Below are 24,979 nucleotides of genomic sequence, written 5' to 3'. Positions count from 1 at the left end.
ATGGCCAAGGGAGCCCCAAGCGAATGCAGCAGGGCCCGCGCGGCCACGACGCCCGGACCGGCAGCCGCCGACACGGACGCGCTCCGACCGGAGAAGCCGGAGCGCGTCCGTCGTCCGACGGCCGCCGCTACGCGAGTGACGCGACCGCGTAGTGGAGCGACAGTCCAGGCGAGAACGTCGTCTCCGCCACGAACATGGTCGTGTTCATCCACGCGTACTGCTCGTCGCCGGTCTCGACGACGAAGTCGGTCCGGATGTAGTGGTCCCCGGCGCGGGTCTCTGCCTGACCGGAAAGCGCCCTTCCGAACGCCGCGTTCATTTCCATCAGGCCCGAACCCTGGATGTAGAGGAACGCTCCGTCTGCCGTCTCGAAAACGTACCGGATGTCCGCGTGGGCGAATCCGTCGGGCGTCTCGAGGACCCAGTCGCCGCCCTGCAGGAGCCTCCCATCGACTCGCTCCCCACGGATGTTCCCGCTGGCCGCACCGATGTAGCGTCGCCGCCCTCGGGGCGTGGCGCCGATGTCCGTCATCACACCGACCTGGATGTCGATCGTGAACGCGGGTTCGAGGTGCACCCGGTCCCCCTCAGGCCAGGGTCGGGTAGAGGGCACTGAGCGGCGCGCTCAGTGCGCTCCGCACGGTGCGGCTCGTGTCATCGGCGAGCACTTCGTGCTCGCCCGAGGTGACCGCGGTGTAGATCGCCGCGACGATGTCAGCGGGATCCTCCTTGTCCACGTCGAGGTCGGCGATCATCGGGGTGTCGGTGTAGCCCAGGTGCGCTCCGACTACCTGCGTGCCCTGCGGGGCGAGTTCCAGACGCAGTGAGTTGGTCACCGACCAGAACGCGGCCTTGGACGCCGAGTAGCCTCCGGCGACCGCGAGCCAACTCAACGCCGAATGAACGTCTACCAACACGCCGCCACCGTTGGCCGCGAGCACGGGCGCGAACGCCTTGGCCACCCGGAGCGGCCCGAAAACGTTCGTCGCAAACACCTGCTCCACCTCCTCGAGCGTCGACTCGAGCAGCGAATGGGCCCCGCCGATACCCGCGTTGTTGATCACGACCGAGGCGTCGTGGGCGGCCCGGACGACAGCGTCGACGCTCCGCTGATCGGTCACGTCGAGCTCGAGCGGGGTCACCCGTGCGTCGTTCCAGGTCTTCGGCCGGCGCGCGGTCGCGTAGACCTTGGTGGCACCCAGGTCGAGCGCCTGCGCGACGAACTCCGCTCCCAGTCCGCCATTGGCACCGGTGACGAGGACGACAGCGTCTCGGATATCGGTCATGTTCCACTCCTTCTCGATTGCACTACATAGACAGTGAGGACGCTAGCACGTGGATTGCTTTCTCCAACTCACCATGACCGCTCGCGAAGGAGCGGCGAAGACCTTCGACACGGCTGCCGGAGGCGAGATGAGGGTGAGATGGATCGAGGAACCGCGCCACGGTCGCCTGTGCTCGCTTCGCTACAGCCTCCTCGAAGGACGGCATGATGATGCGGCCCCCAGACGAGATGAAGTACCAGGACGGCACGGGCTTGCCGCTTCGTACCGCGACGCCGTCTCGAAGGCCGCAATCGACGCGGTCCACCGGGTCGCCCGGATTGCTCCCCCTCCACCTTCGGCAGGTCGGAGCCGAAGTCGTGCACGAACCGGCTTGTTCAGTTAGTGGTCATGGACGCCTGGCGGGGCGCCGGGCTGCAGAACGGGGGGTGAACAGCGTGGACGCCGACTCGGTGGTCAGGACGGGGTCCGCGCCGCGCTGGCGCACGTCGCACCCACGACCGCCATCCCCACGACGAGGGCGAGTGCGGACGGCGCCCCCAACGACGACACGCGATGTCGGGTGGCCTTCGTCGGACAGCCACTACTGGCCGGCGCGCTCCGGACGTAGGTGAGACTTCGCGCCGTGCTCACGCCGTCGTCACGACCGGGTCCCTGTCGACCGGGCGACGTCCTTGAATCCCCGGACGGCCCCGGCGATGCCGCGCTCCACCGGCAGCCGTTCCATGCTCGATGCCCCGAGGAAGCCGTCGAAGCCCTCGGTACGGTCGAAGACGTATTGCCAGTCCTCGGACGTGGCAATGGGACCGCCATGCGCGAGCACGATGACGTCGGGGTCGATCCGACGAGCGGCGTCGAGCATCGCCTGGCTCTGCTGGACCGCGGCGTCGAGGGGGAGCACCGCGCCGGCTCCGACCGAGCCACCGCTGGTCAGCCCCAGGTGGGTGACGAGGATGTCGGCATGGCCGTCCGCCACCATAGCCTCGGTCTCCTCGACGGTGAAGGCGTACGGCGCGGTGACGAGACCGGCCTCGTTCGCGGCGCGGATCATGTCGACCTCGAGGCCGTACCCCATGCCGGTCGCTTCGAGGTTCTCGCGGAAGATCCCGTCCCAGACGCCGACGGTCGGGAAGTTCTGCACTCCCTGGTAGCCGGCGTCCTTCACCTGGCGCAGGAACCGCGGGATGGACCGGAACGGATCCGTGCCGTTCACGCCGGCGAAGACCGGCTTGGCCGAGACCGGGATGACCTCGGCCGCCATGTCGAGGACGATGCCGTTCGCGTCGCCGTAGGGCAGCAGGCCGGCCAGCGAACCCCGCCCGGCCATCCGGTACTTGCCCGAGTTGTAGACGACCACGAAGTCGGCCCCGCCGTCGATCGCGCTCTTGGCGGAGATACCGGTTCCGGCTCCCGCCCCGACGATGCTCCCGCGCGGCGGTCGCGCCCCCCGGAACGCGTCGAGGATGCTCTGCTTGTCAGTCATCGGACTTCCCTTCTCGGAATGTGTGGATCGCGGCGATGAGCCAGTCGGCCATCGCCTCGCCGAAGGCCGGGTCATCGGCATTCAGCGGGAGCTCGCGGAGCGCGACATGGTCCTCGAGCCCGCTCCGGATGGCGGCGAAGAGTGCGCCGTCGGCCTCCGGGTCGCCGAAGTCGCTACCTGGGCGGTCGATGGCCGAGACTCCGGCGATCGGCAGGAACACCGCCGACGGCGCGTGGGACGCGGAGACGCGCTGCGCGATGCGGCGCCCGAGTTCTCGGTTCTCCTCGATCGTGGTCCGCATCAAGGTCATCGTCGGTGCGTGCTGGTGGAGGTTCCGCTTGCGGAACGCGGGCTGGATGTCCTCTAGCGGGCCGAGATTGGCCATGTCCATCGCGCCCACTGAGACCACCTGCGGAACTCCCGCGTCGGCCGCCGCCGTGAGACGGTTCGGACCAGCCGACATGACCCCTCCGACGAGGTCGTCGACGAGTTCCGTTGTGGTCAGGTCGAGCACACCGACCAGGTGTCCGCTCCTGATCAGCGCTTCCAGCGCCTCTCCACCGGACCCGACGGCCGCGAACACGAGTACCGAGTATCCGGCCGCCTCGAGTCGCGTCCGGGCCGCGTCCACCGCGTGGGTCGTGACGCCGAACATCGTCGCACCGATCAGTGGCCTGTCCTGGTCGAGGCGCGTGGGATCGTCGGGCGCGTCCTGCGCTGCTCCGCTGACCGCGGCGGCGGCGTTGTCGATGATTTCGCGGGTGACCTGGTTCAGCCCAGCGATGTCGAGCACGGAGTGCATCAGCATCAGGTCGCTTCCGCGGACGATCGGCCTGGTGTTGCCCGACGCCAGCGTGGTGACGATCAGCTTCGGCACCCCGACCGGGAGTGTGCGCATCGCGGTCGCAGCGAGCGTCGTCCCGCTCCCACCGCCGAGTGCAACGACCGCGTCCAGGTCACCCGCGTCGTGCAGCTGCTGAAGCACGGTCGCCGCGCCGCGGGCCATGGCCTCGATGCCGGTAGCGCGGTCGCCGGCCGCGACGAGCGTAGCGATCGAGGTGCCCGCGGCGGCCGCGACCTCCTCCCGAGCGACGTCAGCGTTCACAACCGGCGCTCCGAGGATCCCCGTGTCGACCAGGACGGAGCGGAGGCCACGAGCGCGTATGCGACTGGCGAGGTAGGCATGTTCTTCGCCTTTGGTGTCTAGTGTTCCGAGCACCACCACAGTGTTCATCGTCATCCCTTGAGCTCGTGGTCGACATACCCAACAGGCTTTAGCCTATGTCGCATGTGCCCGACTCGCAAGGCAAGAAGCTGCACCGACGAGCATGAGCGAGGCAGCGCCTCACACCGACGGTGTCGACGCGGGTCGCGTTGACACCAAGACGACCGACTTCCCCGCAGAGCCCCCGTGCTCACGGATCATCGCCGGGACGTCCCGGTAGGGGACCTCCTTCCTGACGACCGGGGCGAGTTCTCCGTCGGCCAGCATCCGCGTGAGAGCGACCCACGCCGCCTCGTCCTCCTCAGGGGTGGTGCCGCCCGCGAATACACCGACAGCCGTCACATTCCGCATCAGCAGGTCCATCGAGTCGATCGGCACCGTGGTCCCACTGGCCAGACCGACGACGAGGAGCCGACCACCGCGCCCGAGCGCAGCTGCGGCGGCTCTGGCGACGGCACCACCCACCGGATCGAAGAGCACATCCACCGCGCGGCCGCCGACAGCCTCGCGCAGGTCCGCCTGGAGGTCGGCCGAAGCGGCATCAACGACCGCATCGGCTCCCGCCTCCATGGCGGCCGCTCGCTTGTCGGCAGTGCTGGCGATCCCGACTACGGTCATCCCGATCGCCTTGCCGAGCTGCACTGCCGCGAGCCCGCTGCTCCCGCCTGCACCGAGGACAGCGAGCACCTCCCCTCGCTGCACATGGGTCCGCTCCACGAGGGCGACCCATGCAGTCCGGTAGGCGATCGGGAACGCAGCCGCTCGGACGTCGCTCACCCCGTCCGGCACGAGGGCGCTGGACTGCTCTCGGACGTAGGTGTAGTCCGCGTAACCACCCCAGCCGGACATGAAGTCGGTGATCCCCATGATCCGGTCGCCTGGTCGGTAGCGAGATCCGGGAGCGACCCGCACCACGATGCCGGCGACTTCTTCGCCGAGTCCGAAGCCGGGAGCGGCAAGGCCGGGGAACAGGCCCTTCGCCATCATCTGGTCCGGGAGACCAGCACCCGCCGCGAGGACACGCACGAGGACGTACCCTCCCTCCGGCGCACCCCACTGCGCCGACTCCGACACCACCCCGGTGTCGAGGTCGAAACGCCGGACACGCCAGGCACGACCCGACACCGGGGCCGTGCCCTCGTGCTGACCGAGCCCGGTCAACGTCCTGCCTCCTGAGTCCGAGCCGCATCGAGCACCCGGAGACGGACGAGCGCAGCCTGGATGAGCGGGACAGCCACTCCCTGTCGCGCGGCCGTGGCGACGAGCGCCCCGAGAACGCCCTCGTGCTCGGTCGGGCGCGCGGCGACCGCATCCCGATAAAGCGATGACGTCATCGTCGACGACATGTCCGCCAACAAGCTCGACTGCGCAGCGGTGAACTCGACGGGCAACGCGTGACCCGCCGCATCGAAGGTCGCAGCGATCTCGGCGAGGACGCCTTCCCCCAGCGCTCGCCCGCCGGGAACCCGCGCCACTGCGCCGACCGATCCACCCCCGAGAACGGTCACTGCCCCGACCGAAGCGATGAAGGCCCACTTCTGCCACAGGGCTCGTTCGACGTCCGGGGTGACCAGAACGTGGAAGCCCGCTCGGACGAATGCCGCGCGGATGGTCTCGAACCGCTCCGGCGCCGACCCCGGCTGGCCGAAGACCAACTCGGCCAGCGGTCCGAGGATCTGGACGACGCCGTCGCCATCGAGGGAAGCGACGACGCGCGCGACTCCCATGAGCACCCGCTCGCGTCCGAATCGCTCGACGAGCACCCGATCGTGGGCGACGCCGTTCAGGACCGGCAGGACGAGCGAGTTCGGGCCGACCGCGGACGCGAAGTCCTCGATCGCACGGTCCAACGCGTCACTCTTCACGGTGAGCACGACGAGGTCGAAGAAGCCACGGGCGGGCAGAGCGGGTGCCTGGACGAAGTCGATGGCAGACACCGTCTCGGTGCCTCCGGAACGCAGCCGCAACCCCTGCGTGGCGAGCTGATGCGCTCGTCGCCCCCGCACCAGGAGCGTGACCTCCTCCCCGGCTTCGCGGAGGCGCGCACCGATGAGACCACCGGTCGCACCCGCTCCGACGACGAGTACACGCATCATGTCTTCTTCCTGTTCGTGGGTTCCCCGGCCGGAGCTGGCCCGAGCGTGGATTTGATCACCCAACCTTCTCAGGTGGAGCCGCCCTTGTCAGCCGCAGGACTACCGGAACCTCGGTCTCGCCGACCTGGTCGGCTGGCGCCTGACGTCAGAGCGCCCCTCGGTTGTGGATCGACGCCGGGCGCTGGAGGCACGCTGATCGAGGGTGACGACCGCGATGAGGATCCGAAGTGAGGAGGCGGAGCGGGGACGCCTCGGCGGTCACGATGCCCCCCGGGGCCGGCTTGACCGGTGTGAACGCGGGGTTGGCTGGTCCGCCGGACCTCTCACCGCGTGACGCGTCATGCGCTTCCGCGGCGACCGTCCATCCAGCCGACTCCCGTGCTGGCGGCTGGTCAGCCCTGCGGTGGGCGCGCCTGGCCGGTCGAGGCACTCGTGCCTCCGTCGACCGGGAGCACCACGCCGTTGACGTAGCGAGCGGCATCAGATGCCAGGAACAGCACCACCGGCGCGATGTCGTCCGGTTGAGCGACGCGCCCGAGGGGGACCCGCGATTCGAACAGCGCGCGGACCGCGTCGTTCCTCGTCACGCCGGCGACAGCCTCCGTGTCGGTGATGGACGGTGCCACTGCGTTCACACGCACCCCCCGCGGCCCCCAGTCCAGCGCGAGCGACTGCACGAACAGCGACACCGCTCCCTTGGACGCGTTGTAGACGGGCTGGCCCCAGTCGCCACGCAGCCCCGAGACGCTCGAAGTGGCGACGAACGCCCCGCCGGACCGTTCCAGCGCCGGTAGCGTCGCCTTCGCCAGATGGAAGAACCCGTCGATGTTCGTCTGCCGCAGCGCCTCCCAATCCGCGTCGGACACAGCCGTGATATCTCCGGGGACGTATCCCGCCGCGTTGCTGACCACGACGTCGAGGTGGCCGTGGCGCTCGAGGATCGCCGACACCACCGCCTGCACCTCCCCGGGTCGCCCGATGTCCGCGGTCTCGGTATCCACGGTCCCCGCGATCTCGGCGGCTGCGGCCTTGAGACGCGAGCCGTCCCGCCCTGCGATGACGACGACGGCGCCTGCCGCGGCGAACGCGGTGGCGATCGCACGACCGATACCGCTTCCGCCGCCGGTGACCAGGACGACCTGCCCGCTGAAGTCGAAGCGAGCCGTTCCAGGTGTGCTCATGTGTTCCTCCGTTCCGCACCTGACGCACAGGTGCTGCTCTCTCATTCGTCGTTCATCGGTGAGGACCCTCCGTCATCACCGACGGCCCTGGGGCCGATCCGCGTCCAGCGGTTCGCCGGCCGGATCGACCGGTCGCGGCGGCGTTCGTGCCCCATGCCACTCCAGGAGCGCCCAACGACGTTCGTCGCGCGGCTCGAGGACGGCCCAGCCGGCGTTGTCGAGCGCTTGTTCCTCAACGGTCCGGCGATCCTCGGGAGTGACCCGCGCTGCTACCCATGCGTGGACGGCGGCGCCGTGGCTGACGACCAGGACGTCCTCGACGGCGGACACGCGCAGTGTCTCCATCACCGCATCGAACCTGGCCAGGAAGACGTCGCCGCGTTCGCCGCCGGGCATCCGTAGGTCCGTCTGACCGCGGCCCCACGCGCGGGCTGTGTCCAGGTAGCGGGCAAAGGCCGCTGTACCCGACGCGCCGTCGAGGTCCCCGCCGCTGATCTCACGGAGCCCGGGCGACTGCAGGACGGCGAGGCCCCGCGGTTCCGCGACGACACGTGCGGTCTCGAGCGCGCGCGTCATGGTGGAGGCGACGACGAGACGGATCGGCACGATCGCCATCCGGCGCGCGAGCTCGCTTGCCTGTTCGCGGCCCGCGTCGGTCAGGTGAGGACCCGGTGGGACGGTGTCGATGATGCCGGCGACGTTCGACGTCGTCTGGCCGTGGCGCGCGAGGTAAATCCGCATGGCTCGCCTTTCCGAACGGGTTGCGTGGTCAGTGGGTGGAGGGTTCTCGTTCGACTTCGGGGCGGGCGTCGTCGGACCAGAGGGTGTGGAAGGTGCCGTCCCTGTCGATGCGCTGGTAGGTGTGGGCACCGAAGCAGCCGCGTTGGCCCTGGATCAGCGCGGCGGGGAGCCGGTCGGAGGCGAGGGAGTCGAAGTACGCGAGCGCGGAACTGAACCTGGGTGCGGGGATGCCGGACGCGGCCGCGACACCGACGATCCGCCGCCACGCCGCTTCGCCCTCGGCGACGGCGTTGGCGAAGTACGGGTCGACCAGCAGCGACTCGAGGTCGGGGTCGTTGTCGTACGCCTCGACGATGCGGTCGAGGAACTGCGCCCGGATGATGCAGCCTCCGCGCCAGATCTTCGCGATGCCGTCGAGGTCGATGTCCCACCCGTACTCCTCCGCCCCGGCGATGACGAGGTCGAAACCCTGGCATACGCGACGACCTTCGACGCGTATAGAGCGTCGCGGACGTCGTCCACGAACGTGTCCGGGACATGCGCGATCTCCGGTCGGCTCCGCACGGTGTGCTGCACCGCGGCTCGCTGGGTCGGCCTCGAGGACACCGCACGGGCGAACACGGCCTCGCCGATGCCGGACACGGGAATCCCGAGCCCGACCGCGTTCTGCACGGTCCACACGCCGGTGCCCTTCGACCCGGCCTCGTCCCGGATCACGTCCACGAGCGGCTTCCCGGTGGCGGAGTCCCGCTGCTTCAGGACCTCCCCGGTGATCTCGATCAGGTACGACTCCAGGTCGCCCTCGTTCCACCGCTCGTAGATCTGCACGAGCTCGTCGACGCTGTGCCCACCGGCGCGGCGGAGCAGGTCGTACGACTCCGCGATGAGCTGCATGTCGGCGTACTCGATGCCGTTGTGGACCATCTTCACGAAGTGCCCCGCGCCGTCGGTGCCGACGTGGGTCACGCACGGCCCACCCTCGGCGACCGCCGCGATCGAGCGGAGGATCGGCCCGAGGGTCTCCCACGCCTCGTCCGACCCACCGGGCATGATCGACGGGCCGTGCAGGGCCCCCTCCTCACCGCCCGAGATCCCCGTACCGACGAAGTGCAAGCCCCGCTCGCGCAGGTCGTGCTCGCGACGGATCGTGTCGTGGAAGTCCGCATTGCCGCCGTCGACGATGATGTCGCCCTCCTCGAACCGGTCCGCGAGCTGGCTGATCACCGCGTCGGTGCCCGGCCCGGCCCGGCCTGCACCATGACGATCGCCGTGCGCGGCGTCGACAGCGACGCCACGAAGTCGTCGATGTCCTCGGACCCGATGAACCCGGCCTCCGGGTGCTCGTCGCGCAGCTTCCTGGTGCGGGAGACCGTGCGGTTGTACACGGCGACCCGGTTGCCCTCGCGTGAGGCGAGGTTCCCTGCGAGGTTCCTGCCCATCACCGTCAGACCCACGACACCGATGTTGGCCTGCTGCCGGTCGCCGTTCGCGCTCATGAGACCACCACATCGCTCAGTGCGATCGAGACCAGGGTCGGTTCCTTCTGCACCGCTCCGTGCTCGTCGCGGCTGTACACGACCCGGTCGGTGCCGATGACCAGGCCGTCGACGACCTCGTGGCGGCGGACGTAGTGCGCCCCGGTAGCGCCACCGAGCACGTCGACCGTGTAGTCGCGGCGACGGATGAGGCCGTCCGCGTCGATGTACAACGTCTGCTGAGCGCTGTGGGTCGCGACGCCCGCGGGGTAGGTCACGTGCAGGACGCGCCAGGACTCACCGTCCTCATGCCACTGCCCGCCCTCCTCCACAATCGTGCCCGGCACCCGCAGGGCGACCGGCTCGGCGAGGTAGGTCCACATGGCGTACCCGGCGAAGTACCCGAGCTGAGCTGTGGACCAGGGCGTCTCCAGCACGTGGCCGGCGAAGCTCCGTCGTGGCTCGACCAGCTCCTCCACCAGTCCACCGTTCCGGCCGACGACCCGCACGCGTTCCGGCGTGAACTCGATGCTGTCCGAGCTGGTACCCACCGGCCAGAACCGCACCTGCTCGTCGTGCACGGTCACGCTGACCGAACCGGCGTCCAACAGTCCGTCGACGCGCTTCACGGGCCAGGTCACGCCGCCGAACCGCTTGCGCGCACTGATGGTGAAGGCCTCTCGCCACCGGTCGCCCCCGTAGGCGGCGTGGATTTCGTCGAGGATGTTCATTCGTTCGTCTCCCGTGTTCGGGCGGGGTGCCGAGTCGCGCCGACCACCGTCGGTTCGGTTTTTCGACAACCCGCGCTGGCGACGGTCAGATCTCGATCGAGATCTTCCCGAAGTGCCGTCCGCTCGAGAGGTCCTCGAACGCCTCGGCCAGGTGGTCCAGTCGGTACGTCTTGTCGATGACGGGCCTGAAGGCATCCCGCGCGTCGATGGCGCGCACCAGCTCTCGCTGCTGCCGTCCGTTCCCCACGACCGCGCCGTGCAGGCGCACCTGCTTCATCGTGATGTCGCCGGTAGGAACAGCGCCGGTGAGGCCGGTGAGCATCCCGATCATCGTGATCTGTCCACCGACTCGAACCGCCTTGATCGACTGGCTCAGGGTGTCGGCACCCCCGACCTCGATCACGTGGTCAGCTCCCAGGCCACCGGTGGCCTCCAACACCGCGTCTCCCCACTCGGGCGTGGATCGGTAGTTGATGGTGACGTCGGCCCCGAGAGCGCGGGCACGGGCGAGCTTGTCATCCGAAGAAGACGTGACGATGACCGTTGCGCCCACGGCCTTCGCCAGCTGCAGGCCGAACAGCGACACCCCTCCAGTACCCATCACCAGCACCGAGTCGCCCGCCTTCAAGCCACCCTCGACGACGAGTGCTCGCCAGGCAGTCATCCCCGCCACCGGAAGCACCGCGGCCTCGGCATCACTCCACGTCGACGGCGCCGCCGAGAAGTGGTTCGACGGGACCACCACCACCTCCTGGGCGTACCCGTCGGTGCCGAGGCCCGGCGTCGTCCCGAAGTGGGGCACCGGCGCGCGCCAGTCGTCGTCCCACGTGGGGAAGAACCGGGAGATCACGCGGTCGCCCTCTGCGAACCCGACGACATCGGGTCCGACCGCCTCCACCACGCCAGCCGCGTCGGCCAGAGTGATGAAGCGGTCCGGCACCCCGATGGCCCCCCGAACGACCAGACTCTCGTTGTAGTTGACCGTGCTCGCCGTGATCCGGACCCGCAGCTCGTCCGCGGCCGGCAGACCCGGGTCGGCCAGCTCCGCCGCCTCGAGCCGGGTCTCGCCGTCCCGCGTCCGGATCAGCATCGCCTTCATGCGACAGCACCGCCGTTCACCACGAAGAAGACCTTGCCGTCCCGGCCGCCGCTCCGCGCGCGTCCCACAGCGGCGTCGACCTCGTCGAGCGGGTAGGTGCTGTCGACCCTCGTCGGCAGGACGCCGGCAGCCGCCAGCGCGGCGAGTTCCGTGTAGACGCGGACCACCTCGGAGCGAGGCGTCGAGGTCAACCAGTTGTTCAACCAGAACCCGTCGACATGCAAGTTGCTGAAGTTCAGATACATCGGGTGCACCGCGATCGGCTTCCCACTCAGCGCCGAGTAGCTCACCAGATGCGCCTCGCGAGCCATCAGCGGAGCGAGCTCCTCAGCAGGCGCGCCCCCGACACCGTCGAGCACCAGCGCGAGCTTGTCGTCGCCCAGCACCGCCTTGACCTCAGCGACGACGTCCACCCCGTCTCCGGTGACGACCACGTGGTCCGCACCCGCCGCGGTCGCAGCAGCGCCGCTGCGCTCACTGCGGACGAGCCCGACGGTGCGGACGCCCTTCCGCGCAGCCAGCGCGTACACGGAGGCGGCGACATCGGAGTTCGCCGCGGTGATCGCGACCCAAGCGCCGGGCTCGAGCTCCACGGTCTCCAACACGAGGTACGCAGTCGCGGCGTTGATGCCCACCGTCGCGAGCTGCACGGCGTCGACCTCCCCGTCGACGACGACCACCTCCGAGCGGTGGACGACGAACCGCTCCTGCCAGGTGCGCGGCTCGTCGCCGGGGATGACGAGCACCCGCGATCCGACCACGAGGTCGCTCACACCGGCCCCGACCGCCGCGATACGCCCGACACCTTCCGAACCCATCGGAGCGGGCAGCGGCGGCCGCAAGGGGTAGTGCCCGTCACTGACCATGAAGTCGGACGGGTTGAGCGGCGCCGCCTCGAGCTGCACGAGGACGTCATCCACGCCGACCGAAGGTTCGGGTGCATTGGTCAGGTGGATGGCGTCCGGCTCCCCGTACGCGCTGAACTTGATGGACTTCACGTCTGCTCCCGGTATGGAATGGCGGCGGGGCGAATCCCCGGTCCGACGCAACCGTACCCGTTACGCCTACGTTGTCGCAACCGGCATGTCCACAGTGTTTCCAACGGAGGCGAACGCCATACGCATCTGTCGAATTCGGGACGCAGGTCGTACGATGGGCTGATGTGGTCTTCTACCGTTCGCCAGGGTGTGACACCCGCCCCCACAGGACTCGCTCTCGTGCAGGACTTCCTCAACACAGCCGGCGGGGGCCGGCAGGACCGCCTTCGCGACGCGACCGCCGCGAACAAATGGTGGCGGGAAGCCCGCGCACAGTGGGCCGCCGATCGCGGCGAGGTGGTACCGGACACCGAGTTGGACGACCGTGATGCGCAGCAGCTCCGGACCCTCCGCCATGAGCTCAAGCAGGCGCTCTACGGCCGAGTGACGGAACACGGTGACGACCATGGGAAGCCGCTGGCACGCGTCGCGACACAGCTCGACATCGGTACGGACGGATCCGTGTCCGCCCGACCGACCGGGACGCGGAGCGCTGCCGTCCGATCCGCGCTCGCCGTGGAGATGATGCGAGCGCAGATCGTGGACGAATGGCGTCGCCTGAAGGTGTGCCGCAACACCTCCTGCGAAGTCGTCTTCTACGACCGCTCCCGGAACAACAGCGGCGTGTGGCACGACGTCCTCGTGTGTGGCAACGCCGCGAACCTGCGCGCGTCCCGAGCTCGACGACGCCCGACCTCGACCCCAGAAGGTTGACATATCCAAACTGGACACGGTTATGTTGTCTGCGTCGGTGGCGCTCGCGACCGAATGCTCTCGAGAGGTGAAGCAGATGCAGACAGAACACGAATTCACGATCACCGTCCAGGTGGGTGAGCCGGGTGACATCGGGGCCGGCCCGGGCGGCCTCCGCCGTTTCATCCCCGCAGCCAGCGGCACGGTCACGGGCGACCGCATCAGGGGTCGGCTCCGCACCGGCGGGGGCGACTGGCTCCTCGCTGGGCCTGACGGATTTGCCACGACCGACATGCGGTACGTGCTCGAGACAGAGGATGGCGCGCTCATCTACCTGCAGGGCCGCGGCGTGGTCGAGATGAACGACGCGATGCAGCGCGCGCTCGGTGAGGGTGTCCCGACCGAATTCGCCGACCACTACGTCCGGACGACGTTCGTCCTCGAGACCGGTGACGAGCGGTACGCGTGGGTGAACCGGACCGTCTTCTTGTCGCAGACCAGGTTCACCCCCGGCCCCGCGGTCGAGTACAGCGTGGAGCGCGTGCTGTGACCGCTGAGACGGTCGCGGTCACCGGTGGCAACGGCAGACTCGCACGCGCCACGATCGCGTACGTGCGCCGTGTCTCGCCCGAGACCACCGTCGTGGCAGCGGCCCGTCGCCCGGAAGCCGCCGAGGGCGTGGACGCCGAGGTGCGGTACGCCGATTACGACGACGTCGCATCGCTGCGCGCCGCCTTCCGTGGCGTCAACCGGCTGCTCCTGGTCTCGGGCACCGAGGTCGGGCGTCGGGTCGAGCAGCACACGCATGCTGCTGAAGTTGCGGCGCAGTCCGGCGTGCGGCACATCGCCTACACGAGCGCGCCACGCGTGGACAGCAGCGACCTCGCGTTCGGGCCGGAACACCTGGCCTCCGAGCAGGCCATCCTCGACGTCGGCGTCCCCTACACGTTCCTCCGTGACAACTGGTACCACGAGAACTTCGAACCGCGTATCCGCAGAGCGATGGCAACAGGGTCGTTCTTTGGGAACGCCGGTTCCGGCCGGGTCGCGAGCGCGGCCCTCGTGGAGTACGGCGAAGCGGCGGGGATCGTTCTGACCTCGGCAGGGCACGAGGACAGGGTCTACGAGCTCGCCGGCGATCGCTCCTGGTCGTACGCCGAACTCGCCGAGGAGGTGTCCCGCGCTCTGCGCCGCGACATCACGTACGAGGACCTCAGCGAAGCGGACCACATCGCTCGTCTCGTCGCTGAGGGGAAGCCCCGCGCGATCGCCGAGGTTGAGGCCGCGATCGAGCGGAACACCGCGGACGGTGCGTTGAGTTCCGGTGACGGGTCCCTCTCAGAGCTGCTGGGTCACGAGACGGAGCCCATCGCGGTGGCGGTCCGCCGGATCATCCGCGCACTCTGAGCGCACCGAGGGTGGACGGAGCGGCGACCCGCACGATGTGCCGGTCGCCGCTCGACGTCGTCAACCGACGTTCCTACCGCGGCTGCGGCCCTCGCACGATGGGCACCCGCACCGTGTTCCCCCACTCCGTCCAGGAACCGTCGTAGTTCCGAACACGCTCGAAGCCGAGCAGGTACGTCAACGCGAACCAGGTGTGGCTGGACCGCTCGCCGATGCGGCAGTACGTCACCACGTCGTCGTCCGGACCCAGACCCGCCGCTCGGTACACGGCCTCGAGGCTGTCACGATCGAGGTACCGGCCGTCGACGTCGACTGCCTTCGACCAGGGGACGTTCACCGCCCCCGGGATGTGACCGCCACGCAGCGCGCTCTCCTCCGGGTACTCCGGGGCAGTGGTGCGCTCACCGGAGTACTCCTCAGGCGAGCGGATGTCAACGAGCGCCCCCTGGTGCGCCATCACATCGTCCCGGAACACCCGAGTCGTCCGGTCGTCCCGAAGCGGTACCGGGTACTCCACCTCGGGGCGGGCCGGGACGTCCCTCGAGACCTCGCGACCCTCGGCCGCCCACGCCACGCGGCCGCCGTCGAGCAGTCGCACGTCGGGGTGACCGAAGAGCTCGAACACCCAGAGGGTGTAGGCCGCCCACCAGTTGTTCCGGTCGCCGTACAGCACGATGGTGTCGTCGCGACCGATCCCCCGCGCACCCATCAACGCCGCGAACGCCGTACCGTCGAGGTAGTCCCGCTGGACCGGGTCGTTGAGGTCCGTGTGCCAGTCGACCTGTACTGCCCCGGGGACGTGACCGGTGGCGTACAGCAGCGGGTCCTCGTTGGACTCGACGACGACCAGACCCTCCTCGCCGAGGTGGTCGGCGAGCCACTCTGTGCTCACCAGCTTCTCGGGGTGTGCGTACTCGCGGATCTTCGGGGAGTGATCGAGTTCTACTGACATGACGTCTCCTTGTCTTGGGGTGGGATGAGGGGTGCGGTCGGTCAGCGGGCGAGGTGCCGCTCCTCGGTCCGGCGCTCTGTTCGCTCCGACCAGCTGATGCGGACCAGCGGTTGCGTCCACTCCTCCGCGGCGAGTGAGAAGACCAGGGACTTCCCGGGCTCGAGCTCGTCTCGGGCGCAACCCGTGACGATGCGATCGCCCCGAGCGCTCATCTCGTCGAGCTGCACATCACGAGCAGTCGTGTCGCCGACGTTCATCGCCGCCCACCGTCCGGATTCGAGGGCAACATATGCCCATCGCACGCCGAGGACGGCGGCTCGTCCGAACGCACGGGAGGCGATCGTCAGCGCGGCATCGGCGTCGGACACGGCCTGCTCGGCCATCTCAATGGCCCACCGCGCGTCGTCATCGCTGCTGGACGCCCTGCGCCGGGCCTCGAGCGCTAGCTGCCTCGCGTGGAGCGCGACCGCGTGTGCGCGACGGGTGCGGAACGCGAGCCACCAGGCCCCGATACCACCAATGACAGGGTAGGCCACGACGATCAACATGGTGATCGTCACGGCTCTGTCCAAAGTGTACGAGATGTCATAGTCGATGGACCTGCTGCGGCTCGTGTGCGGTACTGCGTCTGCTGGTCGGACGACGAGCAACCGCCATCACCAGCACCCACAGGGTGCCGCCCGCCACGCCGAGCACGACGATCGTGCCCACCGTGAGGATGATCCAGGCCGCGGTCGCCCAAGCAGGGCCGTGCAGGGCCGCCGACAGCCGCACACCGTAGTTCGTCGCCGAAGCGGCGGGAAACGTGAACACCCAAAAGCTCATGGAGGAGCGAAGCCGGACGTACCGCGGAATCAGCATTACCTGCACCAGCACCATGAGCATGAACACCCCGGTCAGTGCCAGTTGAACCTGATCGAGTTCCCCGTGGTGAAGGCCGATCCACGCGATGCTGGCGGTCGACGGAGAAGCCAGGAACGCGGTAAGCGTCGGCAACGCTCCGTCGGGGAGACCCGAGCCGGACATGAGCCGCTGTACCGCGACCGCGCCGATGATTGCCCAGAAGAACAGACCCACGCCGAACGCGCAGATCGCGAGCTCCGGCTCGCCGATCGTGCCGAGCGCGATGCTCGCGACGAAGGGGCCGGCGACCACCGGGACGAAGAAGCCGGGGTGGACGTCCGTGGTGCTCACCCCACCCTCGAGCCAGTGCGCGGTCAGACGAGCGGCGACCAGTGCGAGCCCGATGATGAACACCCAGCACAGGACCGGACCCGCGGCGCCCAGCCGCGGTGCGTTATGCGCGGACAGCAGCACACCGACGAGCGGAACGAACGAGGCGAAGGGACCGTCAGTGGGATGGTGGAGGTCCGCACGGAACCGTCCCCGCCGGCGTGAGCCCTGCACGAGGTACACGACGCCGAAGACAACCCAGAGCAGCGTCGCCACCGCGAAGAACACCTCGTCCGGCCAAGCCGGTGCGCCCGTGAGCGCCGTGGCCGCCGTCCAGGCGCCTCCGAGACCGGCCAGGCCGAGCGGGATCCCGAACACGTTGAGGGTGAGGTCGAGGGAACGTCGGCCGATGTGCCGTGGTACCGGTTCGATGCGTGTCATCCTCGACCCCTCTCTCAGGACAGCTCGACGTCGTCGACGTCGAGGGTGATACCCGCGAAGTCGTGCAGCCCGACGTTCTCCGCGTTCCGCTGCAGCACCCGTCGTCGCGTCGGCACGAGCAGGCCGCCGAAGTCGTGGTATTCGCTCGTGTAGTGCGCGACCTCGGACCAGCCGTTCACCTCGGCGTCGTAGTTCATCCGCCGCTGGAGCCCGGTTGATGCGTCGATGTAGTACGTCTGGGTGCTGCTGTGGGTGGCGATCGTGTCGGGGAAGGTCACGTCGAGTCGCCGCCAGGTCTCACCGTCCTCCGACCACGGCTCGATCTCACGCGTGGTCACGCCCGGGAAGGTGAACAACCACGGCTCGAGCAGGTACATCCAGGTTGCGTACGAGATGAAGTACCCGGTCTGGGCGGCGGTCCACTTGGTCTCTCCCGCGTACCCGGCCATCGATCGACGGGGGTGCTCCAGGCGGTCGACGACGCTGCCGTCCCCGTCGGTGATGGTGACGACGTCGGTGCCCGCGTCGAACGTCAGGGTCCGTCCGTCACCGAAGGGCGTCATCGAGATGTGCTGCCGCCGCACGTCGGCGGTCACCCGCTCGACGCCGAGCAGGTCGGGGTTCCCCTTGAACTCCCAGAAGGGACCTCCCACCCGGACCGTCGCGGTGACGTGGGATGCGTCCCGCCACCGGTCGCGGCCTCCTCGTGCTGACAGTGCGAGCTCGACCAGGTCATCGCTCATCGTGGTGCTCCTTCCTTGCCGTCCGTCGCCGGACGAGTTGTAATGGTTCAATGACGTTAGACCATTACAACTCGTCGTCACAACGTCGCACGCAGCCCCAGCCCGACTCGTACTCTGGGACGGTGACGTCGCCCTCGACCCCTGCTGGCACCGCGCTGCTCGTCGGTCTCCTGAACACGCGCCCACACGCCGGCGGTGGCGAACTGCTCCGGACGCCCAGTGACGCCGAACGCGAGCTCTCGGTCTCGGACGTCAGCGACGAGGAGCTGGCACGGCTCCGCGAGCTCCGGGACGCGATCTCCGACGCCGTGGGCGGTTCGGCCATCGCCTGGGAGGAGCTCAACCGCCAGTCGGCCGTGACACCGTTCGTCTTCCAGTTCGACAGCGCGGCGGTCCGTGCCGTGCCGTCCTCGCCCGCGCGCATCAGAACCGACGCGATCCTCGCACTGGTCGACCTCGTCAAGTCCGGCAACTGGAACCGGCTGCGGTTCTGCCCCAACGACCAGTGCCAGTTGGCCTTCTTCGACACGACGCGAAACCGGTCGCAGCGATGGGACTCCTACGAAACGTGTGGGAACCGAGCCAACGTCGCGGCGCTGCGCGCACGACGCCGCGCGGCTATCGAGCGCGGCTGATCGCGCGGACGAGCCCACGAGCGTCGGCCTCGGTCGTCCGCCACGAGGAGACGGAGACGCGGAACGCGGCCTGCTGCTGCCAGACCGATCCCCCAAACCAGTACTCCCCGGAGTCCTGCACTGCATGCACGACGCGCGCCGTCTCCTCCTCCGTGGCTCCTCGAGCCAGGACTTGGTTGATGACGACGCGGTTCAGCACGTCGAAGCCCTCCTCCCGCAGACCGCTCGCGATCGCCTGCGCGAGGTCGCTCGTGCTGTCCACGAGCGTGCGCACCCCGTCGCTCCCGAGCGTTCGGAGTGCCGCCCAGATCGCCACTCCACGTGCACGCCGCGAGAACTCGAGCGTCAGGTTCTTCTGCGAATCCGCGGACGCAGACGAGTACGCGGCGTCCGAGTTCATCGCACCGGCGAGCGCGTCCCGGTCCCGGACGATCACCATCGCTGAGTCGTACGGCGTGTTGAGCCATTTGTGGCCATCGGTCGTCCAGCTGTCGGCACCGTCCACACCTTCGGTGAGTTCCCGTCGCGACGAGGCACGCGCCCAGAGTCCGAATGCACCGTCGACGTGGACCCAGGCACCGGCCTTCCGAGCGGCCGCGATCACCGGGACGAAGGGGTCGAAGTCGCCGGTGTTCACCTCCCCTGCCTGCAGGACCACGATCGTGTTCTCATCCAGTTCGGGGAGCTGCTCGACGTTCAAGCGTCCGAACTGGTCGACCGGCACGAACTCGACGTTCCCGAGGCCGAACCCCAGGACCCGCACCGCCTTCTTGACGACGACGTGGACCAGTTCGGAGGTGACGATGCGGACCCGAGGCGCTCCGGCCGTCCCCACTTCGTCGACGTCCCAACCAGCCCGGCGCAGGATGGCCCTGCGCGCTGCCGCCAACGCGATCAGCGTGCCCGCGGTGGCGCTCGTGGTGAACCCGACACCACTCTCACGCGGGAGATCGAGCACGTCGAGCAACCACTGCGCTGCCTGGGCTTCGATCCGAGCGGCTGCCGGTGACGTCAGGTGCATCAGGGCGCCCTGGTCCCAGGCGAGCACGAGGCGATCCGCTGCTGCCGCGACCGGCAGCGTCGCACCGGTCACGAAACCGAAGTAGCGGGGCCCGTTGGATGCGACCGTGGCGGGGCTCCCGACCTCGTCGAGGAGCCGTAGGGTCTCCACCGCGGGCGCCCCAACAAGTGGCAGCGCTTCATCGAACTGCTCCAGCGCTGCGATCGCCGCAGCGTCCGGGAACACGCGGCGCCCCTGGATGCCTGCAGCGTAGTGCTGGGCACGTCGATCAGCGTCGGCCAGGAGGATCAGCTCCGGGTCGGTCGCACCGTCAACAGTCATGGTGTTTCTCCTCTCGGGAATGTCCATGCTGCTGGATTTGAAGAGCAGACCCAGTATCGTTACGTCGCGTGTCGCCGCGCTCGGAGCGGTTGCTCCGTCGAGCGACCCGATTCCTGACCCGACGAACGAAGGAGACACCGATGCCAGATGTCGCATGGACGAGCCGACTCGCGATCGTGCTGCGTGAGGACCTCGAGCCGTGGCAAATCGCGAACGTCACCGCGTTCCTCGCAGCGGGCGTCGCGGCGAGGCATCCGGCCCTGACCGGAGAGCCGTACACAGACGGCGACGGGAACTCGTACGCGTCGTTGCTGGTCGAGCCCACGTTCGTGTACGAGGCCGACGGCACGAAGCTGACCACCATCGCGGGCCGAGGGCGTCGACGGGAGGTCGACCTCGCCATCTACCCCGAGGCGATCTTCGCCACCAACAACGACGCGGACAACCGCGCCACCATCGCGGACGTGCCTGCAGAGGTCATCCCGCTCGCCGGGGTGGCTGTCTACGGCGAGATGCGCGAGGTGGACCGTGTGATCAAGGGTGCGCACCGGCACCGCTGACCGCCGACCCGCTGACGGACAAGCCGATCGGAGCGAGCCAAGGTCGGGGCGACCTCGAGACTCAGGACCGCACGGCCGCCAGCGCCATGTTCCACAGCGCGTCCGCCGTCTCCAGGTCGATGGACCAGCGAGCGACACCGGTCGCGACGTCCGGGCCCCCCTCGACGACCGGCGACTCCTGGTTGTCCTCGAAGTACGCTCCGGTCACGCCGGACACCAGCGGTGATCCGGCGAGCAGAACCGTCGTCGCGGCGCCCTGCTCCGGCGACTTGTAGAAGTCCGGCGTCACAGGGGCGCCCGACTCGTCCATCACCCCGAGCGCGCGCAAGGTCTCCTTCGGGACGTGTCGCTGGATGTTGGTCAGGATGAACCCGGGCGCGAGCGCGTTGGCGACGATGCCGTCATCGGCCCATCGGCGAGCAGCGCCGACGGCGAGCAGAACGTCAGCGGTCTTCGACTGCGCATACGCCTGCCACGGGTCGTACGGGCGGCGTTCGAAGTTGAGGTCATCGAGATCGACACCCGCGCGTAGCTGGGCACCCGAGCTCACGATCACCACGCGTGGCTCCCGCGCGGCCGCGAGCGCGCCCCGCAGACCAGTGATCAGCGCGAAGTGTCCCAGGAAGTTCGTTGCGAGCTGCAGCTCCCATCCGGCCTGGGAGCGTCGCAATTCCGGTACAGCCATCACCCCCGCGTTCGCGACGACGACGTCCACCACCCCGTCCCACCCCTCCACGAACGTCCGGACAGAGGCCAGGTCGGCGAGGTCGAGCGACGCGAGCCGCACCCCGTCCGGCACGTCGGACGCCCCGTGGCCGTTCCGCACCGTGATGGTCACCAGTGCGCCCGCTCGTACCAGGGAGCGCACCGCGGCCGCACCCAGCCCTGACGCCCCTCCGGTGACGAGGATGCGCTTTCCGCTCAAGTCCACGCCCCGGAGCACCTCATCAGCGGTGGCACGCGGGCCGAACGGCGTGATGACCGGCCGAGTCACAGCAGCTTCCACGATCCACTTCTTCCTGTCCAGTGGCCCGCGGACATCGCGAGCGAGGAGCAGTCTGGGCGCCCGGGCCGCAGCACGGCCTCGGTAGTACTACCGATCCCGCAGCATGGCGGTGATCTCGTCAACGACACGCTGCGGGTCGTCCCGGTGGATCGAGTGGCCCGCCCCGTCCGCGATCACGAACCGCTGACGTCGCTCCAGCCGTCGCGCGTGGGTCTGGTCGAAGGACGGCTCCTCCACCCCCGGGTCTGCGCCGAGGACGATGGTGGGCACGCCGTTCGCGGCGAGGTCAGCGGTCCGGTCCCATGCACGGAGGACACGTGAGATCACCGGTGGGTCGACCTGCATCGCGGCGACGAGCTTCGAAGTGACCGTGCCGGGCGACCAACGCGGGTGGGCAGCCGCTACCTCCGCGTGGTCCATCACCAAGCTCCGCGCATTGTCCGCAACCAGGGCGGCGGTCTGGTCATGCCGGAGGACCAAGACCGGATCGAGGAGCACGAGCCGACGCGCCCAGTCACGTTGCCGGCGGAGCCGCTCGACTGCTACCGCGCCTCCGAGCGAGTGGGCCGCGACGACGCTCCACGGCCGCTCCTGTGCGGGCAGTCCGGCCGCCATCGAGCCGACGTCGTAGCCGCTCCGGTGGCCGTGCCCATGCCCCGGAAGATCGACCGCGCACGACGACACCCCCAACGAGGCGAGCGCGCGGCGCACCTCCACCCAGGAATGCGCGGCCGACGTCAGACCGTGCAGCAGGAGGACACCGGCGGCGTCCGCGCCCGCATCCACCCCTCCACCCGGTGAGCGCATGGACATCGTCGCCTCCTCGAACGATACTGGGTTTGAGAATACAACTGACCCGCGGTTGACCGATCCCGACCGGAAGGAGTCCCATGTCCGAGCTCACCTTCCAGGTGCAGGCGTCGCCGATGACGACGGGTGACGGGTCGACGATGGTGTTCCCCGAGCGGCGGCCGCTCTTCCGCGCGACGCTGGAGGACGTCCGGGGTCGCGGGGGCACGACGCTCATCGAGGGCGAGCCGGGCGCGGGCAAGACCGTCTTCCTCGACCAGGTGGCGGCCGCGCTCGAGCGGGACGGTTTCCTCGTCCTCCGCGCACAAGGGGATCCACAGTCGGCAGCACCGTTCAACACTCTCGGCGACCTCACCGGTGCCCTCGTCGAGACCCTGTCGCCGGTACTCGCGCCGGATCAGGCGTCGGCCATCGACACGGTGCTCGGACGACGGTCCCCCACGGACACCCCGGTGCAGCAGGCCGTCCTGCTCTCCGCCGTCAGCGACCTCCTCGCGCTGGCGCTCCGGTCGCGACGTCTGGCCGTGCTCATCGACGACTGGCAGTGGATCGACATCGAGACCGCTGCCGTCATCCGTGCCATGCACGCACGACCCCGGATCCGGACCCGCGTCCCCCTGGTCGCCGCTCGTCGTGTCCCGGACGGCGCCGATGACGACGGCGTGGACGAGGCGTTGTTCCCACCGATCACCCGTCACGCGCTCCCCGCGCTCGGGGCCGCCACCCTGACAAAACTGGTCCGTCGCCGGTTCCACGATCGGCTCGAGCCCATCGACATCGAGGACATCGTCGCCCGGAGCGGTGGGAATCCGCTCATCGCGATCGAACTCGCCAGCCCTCCGTGGGACGGTGACCACAGGACCGGCACGGTCGATCAGGTCCTTCGCCAACGACTTGCACAGTTCTCGGGTCCGACCGTCGCCGTCCTGCAGTTCGTCGCCGCGATCGGTCGGGTGCGTCCGGCGGACGTGGACCTGGTGCCCGGAGGCTGGGCTGCCGTGTCGGGTGCCATGCGCGAGCGCGCCGTCCGGGTCGTCGACGGTGACCTCCGCCTGGTCGACCCGGCACTCGGTGTCGCAGCGCTGGACGCCCTGGACGACCGTGCACGACGTGACCTCCACGGTGCCGTGAGCCGACTCGGCCCGTCCCCGCTCGAACAGGCCCACCACCGCGACCTCAGCATCCCCCCGGGTCCCGACCCAGCCCTCGCCCTCCTGCTCGACCAGGCCTCGGACCAGGCCCTGGCGATCGGAGCAGCCGAGACCGCCCTCTCCCTGCGCACCCGCGCCGTCAACCGCACGAGCGCCGCCGACGGACTCCTCCCCGCGCGGCTCCTCCGCATGGCGGAGGCCGCCGCCACGGTCGGCAGGTTCGCAACCGCCACCGCGGCGCTCGAGCGCCTCCATCTCCCGGACCTCGACGTCGAACTCGTCGACACGGCTGCGACCCTGATCGCATCAGCGCTGTACGTCACAGACGGGACGAATCGCGCTGGTGAACGTCTCCGTCGCCTCGGGGAGCTCGTGCCCGAGGGCGATCCGCGGGGCGTGATCATCCGAACGGTCGCTGCGACGATGGCACCGCACTTCGCAGAGCGAGCGCTCCGCACCGCGGCGCTCCTCCCAGCCGTCGAGCGGATCCCGAATGCGATCCGCACCCAACACGCGGCGATGACCGCACTCCTGGCGGCACAGGTGACGATCGGGACCGGGATCGACCAGACGCTGTTGCGGAAGCTCCGCGCCCTCGAGGGCCACGAGCGCGCACCGGTACTCCTCGAGGACACGGCGGAGGCGTCGGAGGCCCTGCTCGCTTACCAGACGGACGACGTCGACCGCGCAGCGCTCCTCCTGCCGCCCCTCATCGACCGTGCGTCCGAGCGCGGGGACACCGCCGGGGCGAACGTACTGCGTGCGCACGCGACCACCGTCGCGGTCCTGCTCGGGGACTACTCCCGTGCCGTCGCCCTGCTGTCCGCCTACGACGACGAGGCACTGCCGACGGGGTCACCGGCCGCGATGCGGGCCCGTGGGCTCCTCGCGCTCGCGACAGGGAACAGGTCGGCCCTCGACGCAGCCATCGAGACGGAACAGGTCGCCGGAACGCCGAGTGTCGGTGCCTTCACCCGGCTCGGACTCCGCGGGCTCCGCGCCGCTCAGGACGGTGATCACCGTCAGGCGCGCACGCTGCTCATGGCGGCACTCGACCAGGCGGAGATGGTCGGGGAGCGGGAACCCGGTCGCCGCATGTGGATCGACGTCGAGCTCGTGCGTGCGCTGGTACTGGCTGGCGACCACGACCTGGCCGCCGAACGCATCCGCGCCCTCGACGAGGTCAGCAAGCAGCCGAATCGCGTCTTCGCCCGCGCGCAGCAGCTCCGTCTGCAGGGACTGCTCGCCAGCGCCCTCGGCGACCACGACCGAGCAGTCGAGCACATGGACGGAGCACTGGCGAGGCTCGCGCGTTCGACCCGGACACCGGCGCGGATCCAGATGCTGATGGACGCTGCCGCTGTTGCCGACGCCGCTGGCGACCGCTCCTCGCGGAACCGTTTCCGAGATGAAGCGACCACGACCGCGGCAGCCATCGGGGACCTCGTACTCCTCCGTGCGATCGGCGCTCCGACCACGCCCGTGATGTCCGACCTCCTCACGGAATCAGAGCAGCGTGTAGTGGATGCGGTGGTCGGCGGACTCTCGAACCGCCAGGCGGCCGCGCAGTTGTTCCTCAGCGTGCGGACCGTGGAGTCGCACCTCGCGCACGCCTACCGGAAGCTGGGCGTGCACTCGAGGGTCCAGCTGGTGAACCAAGTTCGTCGCGACCAGCAGACCCGAGCCTGATCCGGAGGCGCGCGAGCGTCTTGGAC

Annotated in this window: 24 protein-coding genes and 1 pseudogene; 6 read left to right on the top strand and 19 right to left on the bottom strand. The window is 69.3% G+C overall.

The window, feature by feature from the left end:
- Positions 1-127 precede the first annotated feature (127 nt).
- From DEI92_RS01025 to DEI92_RS00970, 12 genes and pseudogenes are all read right to left on the bottom strand, one after another.
- The gene (locus DEI92_RS01025) at positions 128-577 is read right to left on the bottom strand and encodes a DUF3237 domain-containing protein (RefSeq protein ID WP_111012031.1); all 450 of its coding nucleotides are present in this window, start codon (positions 575-577) and stop codon (positions 128-130) included.
- A gap of 10 nt (positions 578-587) precedes the next feature.
- A complete protein-coding gene (locus DEI92_RS01020) occupies positions 588-1,286 on the bottom strand; it encodes an SDR family oxidoreductase (RefSeq protein ID WP_111012030.1) in 699 nt (232 codons plus the stop codon).
- 637 nt (positions 1,287-1,923) lie between these two features.
- Positions 1,924-2,766, bottom strand: coding sequence for a phosphoenolpyruvate hydrolase family protein (locus DEI92_RS01015; protein ID WP_111012029.1), 843 nt, complete (start codon positions 2,764-2,766; stop codon positions 1,924-1,926).
- Positions 2,759-4,000, bottom strand: a complete 1,242-nt coding sequence (locus DEI92_RS01010) for a Tm-1-like ATP-binding domain-containing protein (RefSeq protein WP_111012381.1) — start codon at positions 3,998-4,000, stop codon at positions 2,759-2,761. Before DEI92_RS01010 ends, DEI92_RS01015 begins: the two co-directional genes overlap by 8 nt.
- Before the next feature lie 111 nt (positions 4,001-4,111).
- On the bottom strand, positions 4,112-5,017 hold the full coding sequence (locus DEI92_RS01005) for a zinc-binding dehydrogenase (protein ID WP_375342529.1): 906 nt from the start codon (positions 5,015-5,017) through the stop codon (positions 4,112-4,114).
- Positions 5,018-5,148: 131 nt separating this feature from the next.
- A complete protein-coding gene (locus DEI92_RS01000) occupies positions 5,149-6,087 on the bottom strand; it encodes a ketopantoate reductase family protein (RefSeq protein WP_111012027.1) in 939 nt (312 codons plus the stop codon).
- Between the two features lie 392 nt (positions 6,088-6,479).
- Positions 6,480-7,268, bottom strand: a complete 789-nt coding sequence (locus DEI92_RS00995; RefSeq protein ID WP_111012026.1) for an SDR family NAD(P)-dependent oxidoreductase — start codon at positions 7,266-7,268, stop codon at positions 6,480-6,482.
- A gap of 75 nt (positions 7,269-7,343) precedes the next feature.
- Positions 7,344-8,009, bottom strand: coding sequence for a histidine phosphatase family protein (locus tag DEI92_RS00990; RefSeq protein ID WP_111012025.1), 666 nt, complete (start codon positions 8,007-8,009; stop codon positions 7,344-7,346).
- A gap of 28 nt (positions 8,010-8,037) precedes the next feature.
- A pseudogene (gene gndA / locus DEI92_RS00985) lies at positions 8,038-9,505 on the bottom strand (NADP-dependent phosphogluconate dehydrogenase).
- Complete coding sequence (locus DEI92_RS00980; RefSeq protein ID WP_111012024.1) at positions 9,502-10,215, bottom strand: hypothetical protein; 714 nt, start codon at positions 10,213-10,215, stop codon at positions 9,502-9,504. The pseudogene gndA and the gene DEI92_RS00980 overlap by 4 nt, the downstream one beginning before the upstream one ends.
- Positions 10,216-10,300: 85 nt before the next feature.
- Positions 10,301-11,305: an NAD(P)-dependent alcohol dehydrogenase gene (locus DEI92_RS00975; RefSeq protein WP_258369833.1), complete on the bottom strand. Its 1,005-nt coding sequence runs from the start codon at positions 11,303-11,305 to the stop codon at positions 10,301-10,303.
- 5 nt (positions 11,306-11,310) lie between these two features.
- Positions 11,311-12,312, bottom strand: a complete 1,002-nt coding sequence (locus tag DEI92_RS00970) for an alcohol dehydrogenase catalytic domain-containing protein (RefSeq protein ID WP_181434580.1) — start codon at positions 12,310-12,312, stop codon at positions 11,311-11,313.
- Positions 12,313-12,501: 189 nt separating this feature from the next.
- Here DEI92_RS00970 and DEI92_RS00965 point away from each other — a divergent pair, with 189 nt between their 5' ends.
- The 3 genes from DEI92_RS00965 (at position 12,502) to DEI92_RS00955 (ending at position 14,451) form a co-directional block, all read left to right on the top strand.
- Positions 12,502-13,065, top strand: a complete 564-nt coding sequence (locus tag DEI92_RS00965) for a CGNR zinc finger domain-containing protein (RefSeq protein WP_220037432.1) — start codon at positions 12,502-12,504, stop codon at positions 13,063-13,065.
- A gap of 76 nt (positions 13,066-13,141) precedes the next feature.
- Entirely contained in the window at positions 13,142-13,594 is a 453-nt protein-coding gene (locus tag DEI92_RS00960) for a DUF3237 domain-containing protein (protein ID WP_111012379.1), read from the top strand.
- Positions 13,591-14,451 (top strand): NAD(P)H-binding protein, encoded by an 861-nt coding sequence (locus DEI92_RS00955; RefSeq protein WP_181434579.1) that lies wholly within the window; start codon positions 13,591-13,593, stop codon positions 14,449-14,451. The genes DEI92_RS00960 and DEI92_RS00955 overlap by 4 nt, the downstream gene beginning before the upstream one ends.
- Positions 14,452-14,524: 73 nt before the next feature.
- Here the strand turns inward: DEI92_RS00955 and DEI92_RS00950 are convergent, their stop codons facing one another.
- Genes DEI92_RS00950 through DEI92_RS00935 form a run of 4 tightly spaced genes read right to left on the bottom strand, consistent with a single transcriptional unit; the run spans position 14,525 to position 17,760 of the window.
- Positions 14,525-15,403: a sulfurtransferase gene (locus tag DEI92_RS00950; protein WP_111012020.1), complete on the bottom strand. Its 879-nt coding sequence runs from the start codon at positions 15,401-15,403 to the stop codon at positions 14,525-14,527.
- A 41-nt stretch (positions 15,404-15,444) separates the two neighbouring features.
- Positions 15,445-15,963, bottom strand: a complete 519-nt coding sequence (locus DEI92_RS00945) for a hypothetical protein (protein ID WP_111012019.1) — start codon at positions 15,961-15,963, stop codon at positions 15,445-15,447.
- Positions 15,964-15,988: 25 nt separating this feature from the next.
- Positions 15,989-17,017 (bottom strand): TDT family transporter, encoded by a 1,029-nt coding sequence (locus DEI92_RS00940; protein ID WP_111012018.1) that lies wholly within the window; start codon positions 17,015-17,017, stop codon positions 15,989-15,991.
- Positions 17,018-17,031: 14 nt separating this feature from the next.
- Positions 17,032-17,760 (bottom strand): hypothetical protein, encoded by a 729-nt coding sequence (locus DEI92_RS00935; RefSeq protein WP_111012017.1) that lies wholly within the window; start codon positions 17,758-17,760, stop codon positions 17,032-17,034.
- A 122-nt stretch (positions 17,761-17,882) separates the two neighbouring features.
- Between DEI92_RS00935 and DEI92_RS00930 the strand changes: the two genes are divergently transcribed.
- Positions 17,883-18,395 (top strand): CGNR zinc finger domain-containing protein, encoded by a 513-nt coding sequence (locus tag DEI92_RS00930; RefSeq protein WP_181434578.1) that lies wholly within the window; start codon positions 17,883-17,885, stop codon positions 18,393-18,395.
- On the opposite strand, the gene DEI92_RS00925 is transcribed toward DEI92_RS00930, so the two are convergent.
- Positions 18,379-19,737: an aminotransferase class V-fold PLP-dependent enzyme gene (locus DEI92_RS00925; RefSeq protein ID WP_111012015.1), complete on the bottom strand. Its 1,359-nt coding sequence runs from the start codon at positions 19,735-19,737 to the stop codon at positions 18,379-18,381. The two genes, DEI92_RS00930 and DEI92_RS00925, sit on opposite strands and share 17 nt — an antisense overlap.
- Before the next feature lie 140 nt (positions 19,738-19,877).
- On the opposite strand from DEI92_RS00925, the gene DEI92_RS00920 reads away from it, so the two are divergent.
- The gene (locus DEI92_RS00920) at positions 19,878-20,297 is read left to right on the top strand and encodes a DUF2000 domain-containing protein (protein WP_111012014.1); all 420 of its coding nucleotides are present in this window, start codon (positions 19,878-19,880) and stop codon (positions 20,295-20,297) included.
- A gap of 61 nt (positions 20,298-20,358) precedes the next feature.
- Here the strand turns inward: DEI92_RS00920 and DEI92_RS00915 are convergent, their stop codons facing one another.
- Complete coding sequence (locus tag DEI92_RS00915) at positions 20,359-21,228, bottom strand: SDR family NAD(P)-dependent oxidoreductase (protein ID WP_220037431.1); 870 nt, start codon at positions 21,226-21,228, stop codon at positions 20,359-20,361.
- Between the two features lie 162 nt (positions 21,229-21,390).
- Positions 21,391-22,116, bottom strand: coding sequence for an alpha/beta fold hydrolase (locus tag DEI92_RS00910; protein WP_111012013.1), 726 nt, complete (start codon positions 22,114-22,116; stop codon positions 21,391-21,393).
- A 77-nt stretch (positions 22,117-22,193) separates the two neighbouring features.
- Here DEI92_RS00910 and DEI92_RS16935 point away from each other — a divergent pair, with 77 nt between their 5' ends.
- Positions 22,194-24,953, top strand: coding sequence for an AAA family ATPase (locus DEI92_RS16935; protein WP_111012012.1), 2,760 nt, complete (start codon positions 22,194-22,196; stop codon positions 24,951-24,953).
- Positions 24,954-24,979 lie beyond the last annotated feature (26 nt).

It is taken from the genome of Curtobacterium sp. MCBD17_034 (genome assembly GCF_003234515.1).
Taxonomy (GTDB): Bacteria; Actinomycetota; Actinomycetes; order Actinomycetales; family Microbacteriaceae; genus Curtobacterium.
Note: the sequence above shows the minus strand (reverse complement) of the source record. Positions and strands in the feature narration are given on the sequence as shown.

Excerpts from the sequence above, each read along its gene's own strand:
- DEI92_RS01020 (WP_111012030.1), bottom strand. The coding sequence starts at position 1,286 with ATGACCGATATCCGAGACGCTGTCGTCCTCGTCACCGGTGCCAATGGC.
- DEI92_RS01015 (WP_111012029.1), bottom strand. The coding sequence starts at position 2,766 with ATGACTGACAAGCAGAGCATCCTCGACGCGTTCCGGGGGGCGCGACCG.
- DEI92_RS01010 (WP_111012381.1), bottom strand. The coding sequence starts at position 4,000 with ATGAACACTGTGGTGGTGCTCGGAACACTAGACACCAAAGGCGAAGAA.
- DEI92_RS01000 (WP_111012027.1), bottom strand. The coding sequence starts at position 6,087 with ATGATGCGTGTACTCGTCGTCGGAGCGGGTGCGACCGGTGGTCTCATC.
- DEI92_RS00995 (WP_111012026.1), bottom strand. The coding sequence starts at position 7,268 with ATGAGCACACCTGGAACGGCTCGCTTCGACTTCAGCGGGCAGGTCGTC.
- DEI92_RS00990 (WP_111012025.1), bottom strand. The coding sequence starts at position 8,009 with ATGCGGATTTACCTCGCGCGCCACGGCCAGACGACGTCGAACGTCGCC.
- DEI92_RS00980 (WP_111012024.1), bottom strand. The coding sequence starts at position 10,215 with ATGAACATCCTCGACGAAATCCACGCCGCCTACGGGGGCGACCGGTGG.
- DEI92_RS00975 (WP_258369833.1), bottom strand. The coding sequence starts at position 11,305 with ATGCTGATCCGGACGCGGGACGGCGAGACCCGGCTCGAGGCGGCGGAG.
- DEI92_RS00960 (WP_111012379.1), top strand. The coding sequence starts at position 13,142 with ATGCAGACAGAACACGAATTCACGATCACCGTCCAGGTGGGTGAGCCG.
- DEI92_RS00950 (WP_111012020.1), bottom strand. The coding sequence starts at position 15,403 with ATGTCAGTAGAACTCGATCACTCCCCGAAGATCCGCGAGTACGCACAC.
- DEI92_RS00940 (WP_111012018.1), bottom strand. The coding sequence starts at position 17,017 with ATGACACGCATCGAACCGGTACCACGGCACATCGGCCGACGTTCCCTC.
- DEI92_RS00935 (WP_111012017.1), bottom strand. The coding sequence starts at position 17,760 with ATGAGCGATGACCTGGTCGAGCTCGCACTGTCAGCACGAGGAGGCCGC.
- DEI92_RS00925 (WP_111012015.1), bottom strand. The coding sequence starts at position 19,737 with ATGACTGTTGACGGTGCGACCGACCCGGAGCTGATCCTCCTGGCCGAC.
- DEI92_RS00920 (WP_111012014.1), top strand. The coding sequence starts at position 19,878 with ATGCCAGATGTCGCATGGACGAGCCGACTCGCGATCGTGCTGCGTGAG.
- DEI92_RS00910 (WP_111012013.1), bottom strand. The coding sequence starts at position 22,116 with ATGTCCATGCGCTCACCGGGTGGAGGGGTGGATGCGGGCGCGGACGCC.
- DEI92_RS16935 (WP_111012012.1), top strand. The coding sequence starts at position 22,194 with ATGTCCGAGCTCACCTTCCAGGTGCAGGCGTCGCCGATGACGACGGGT.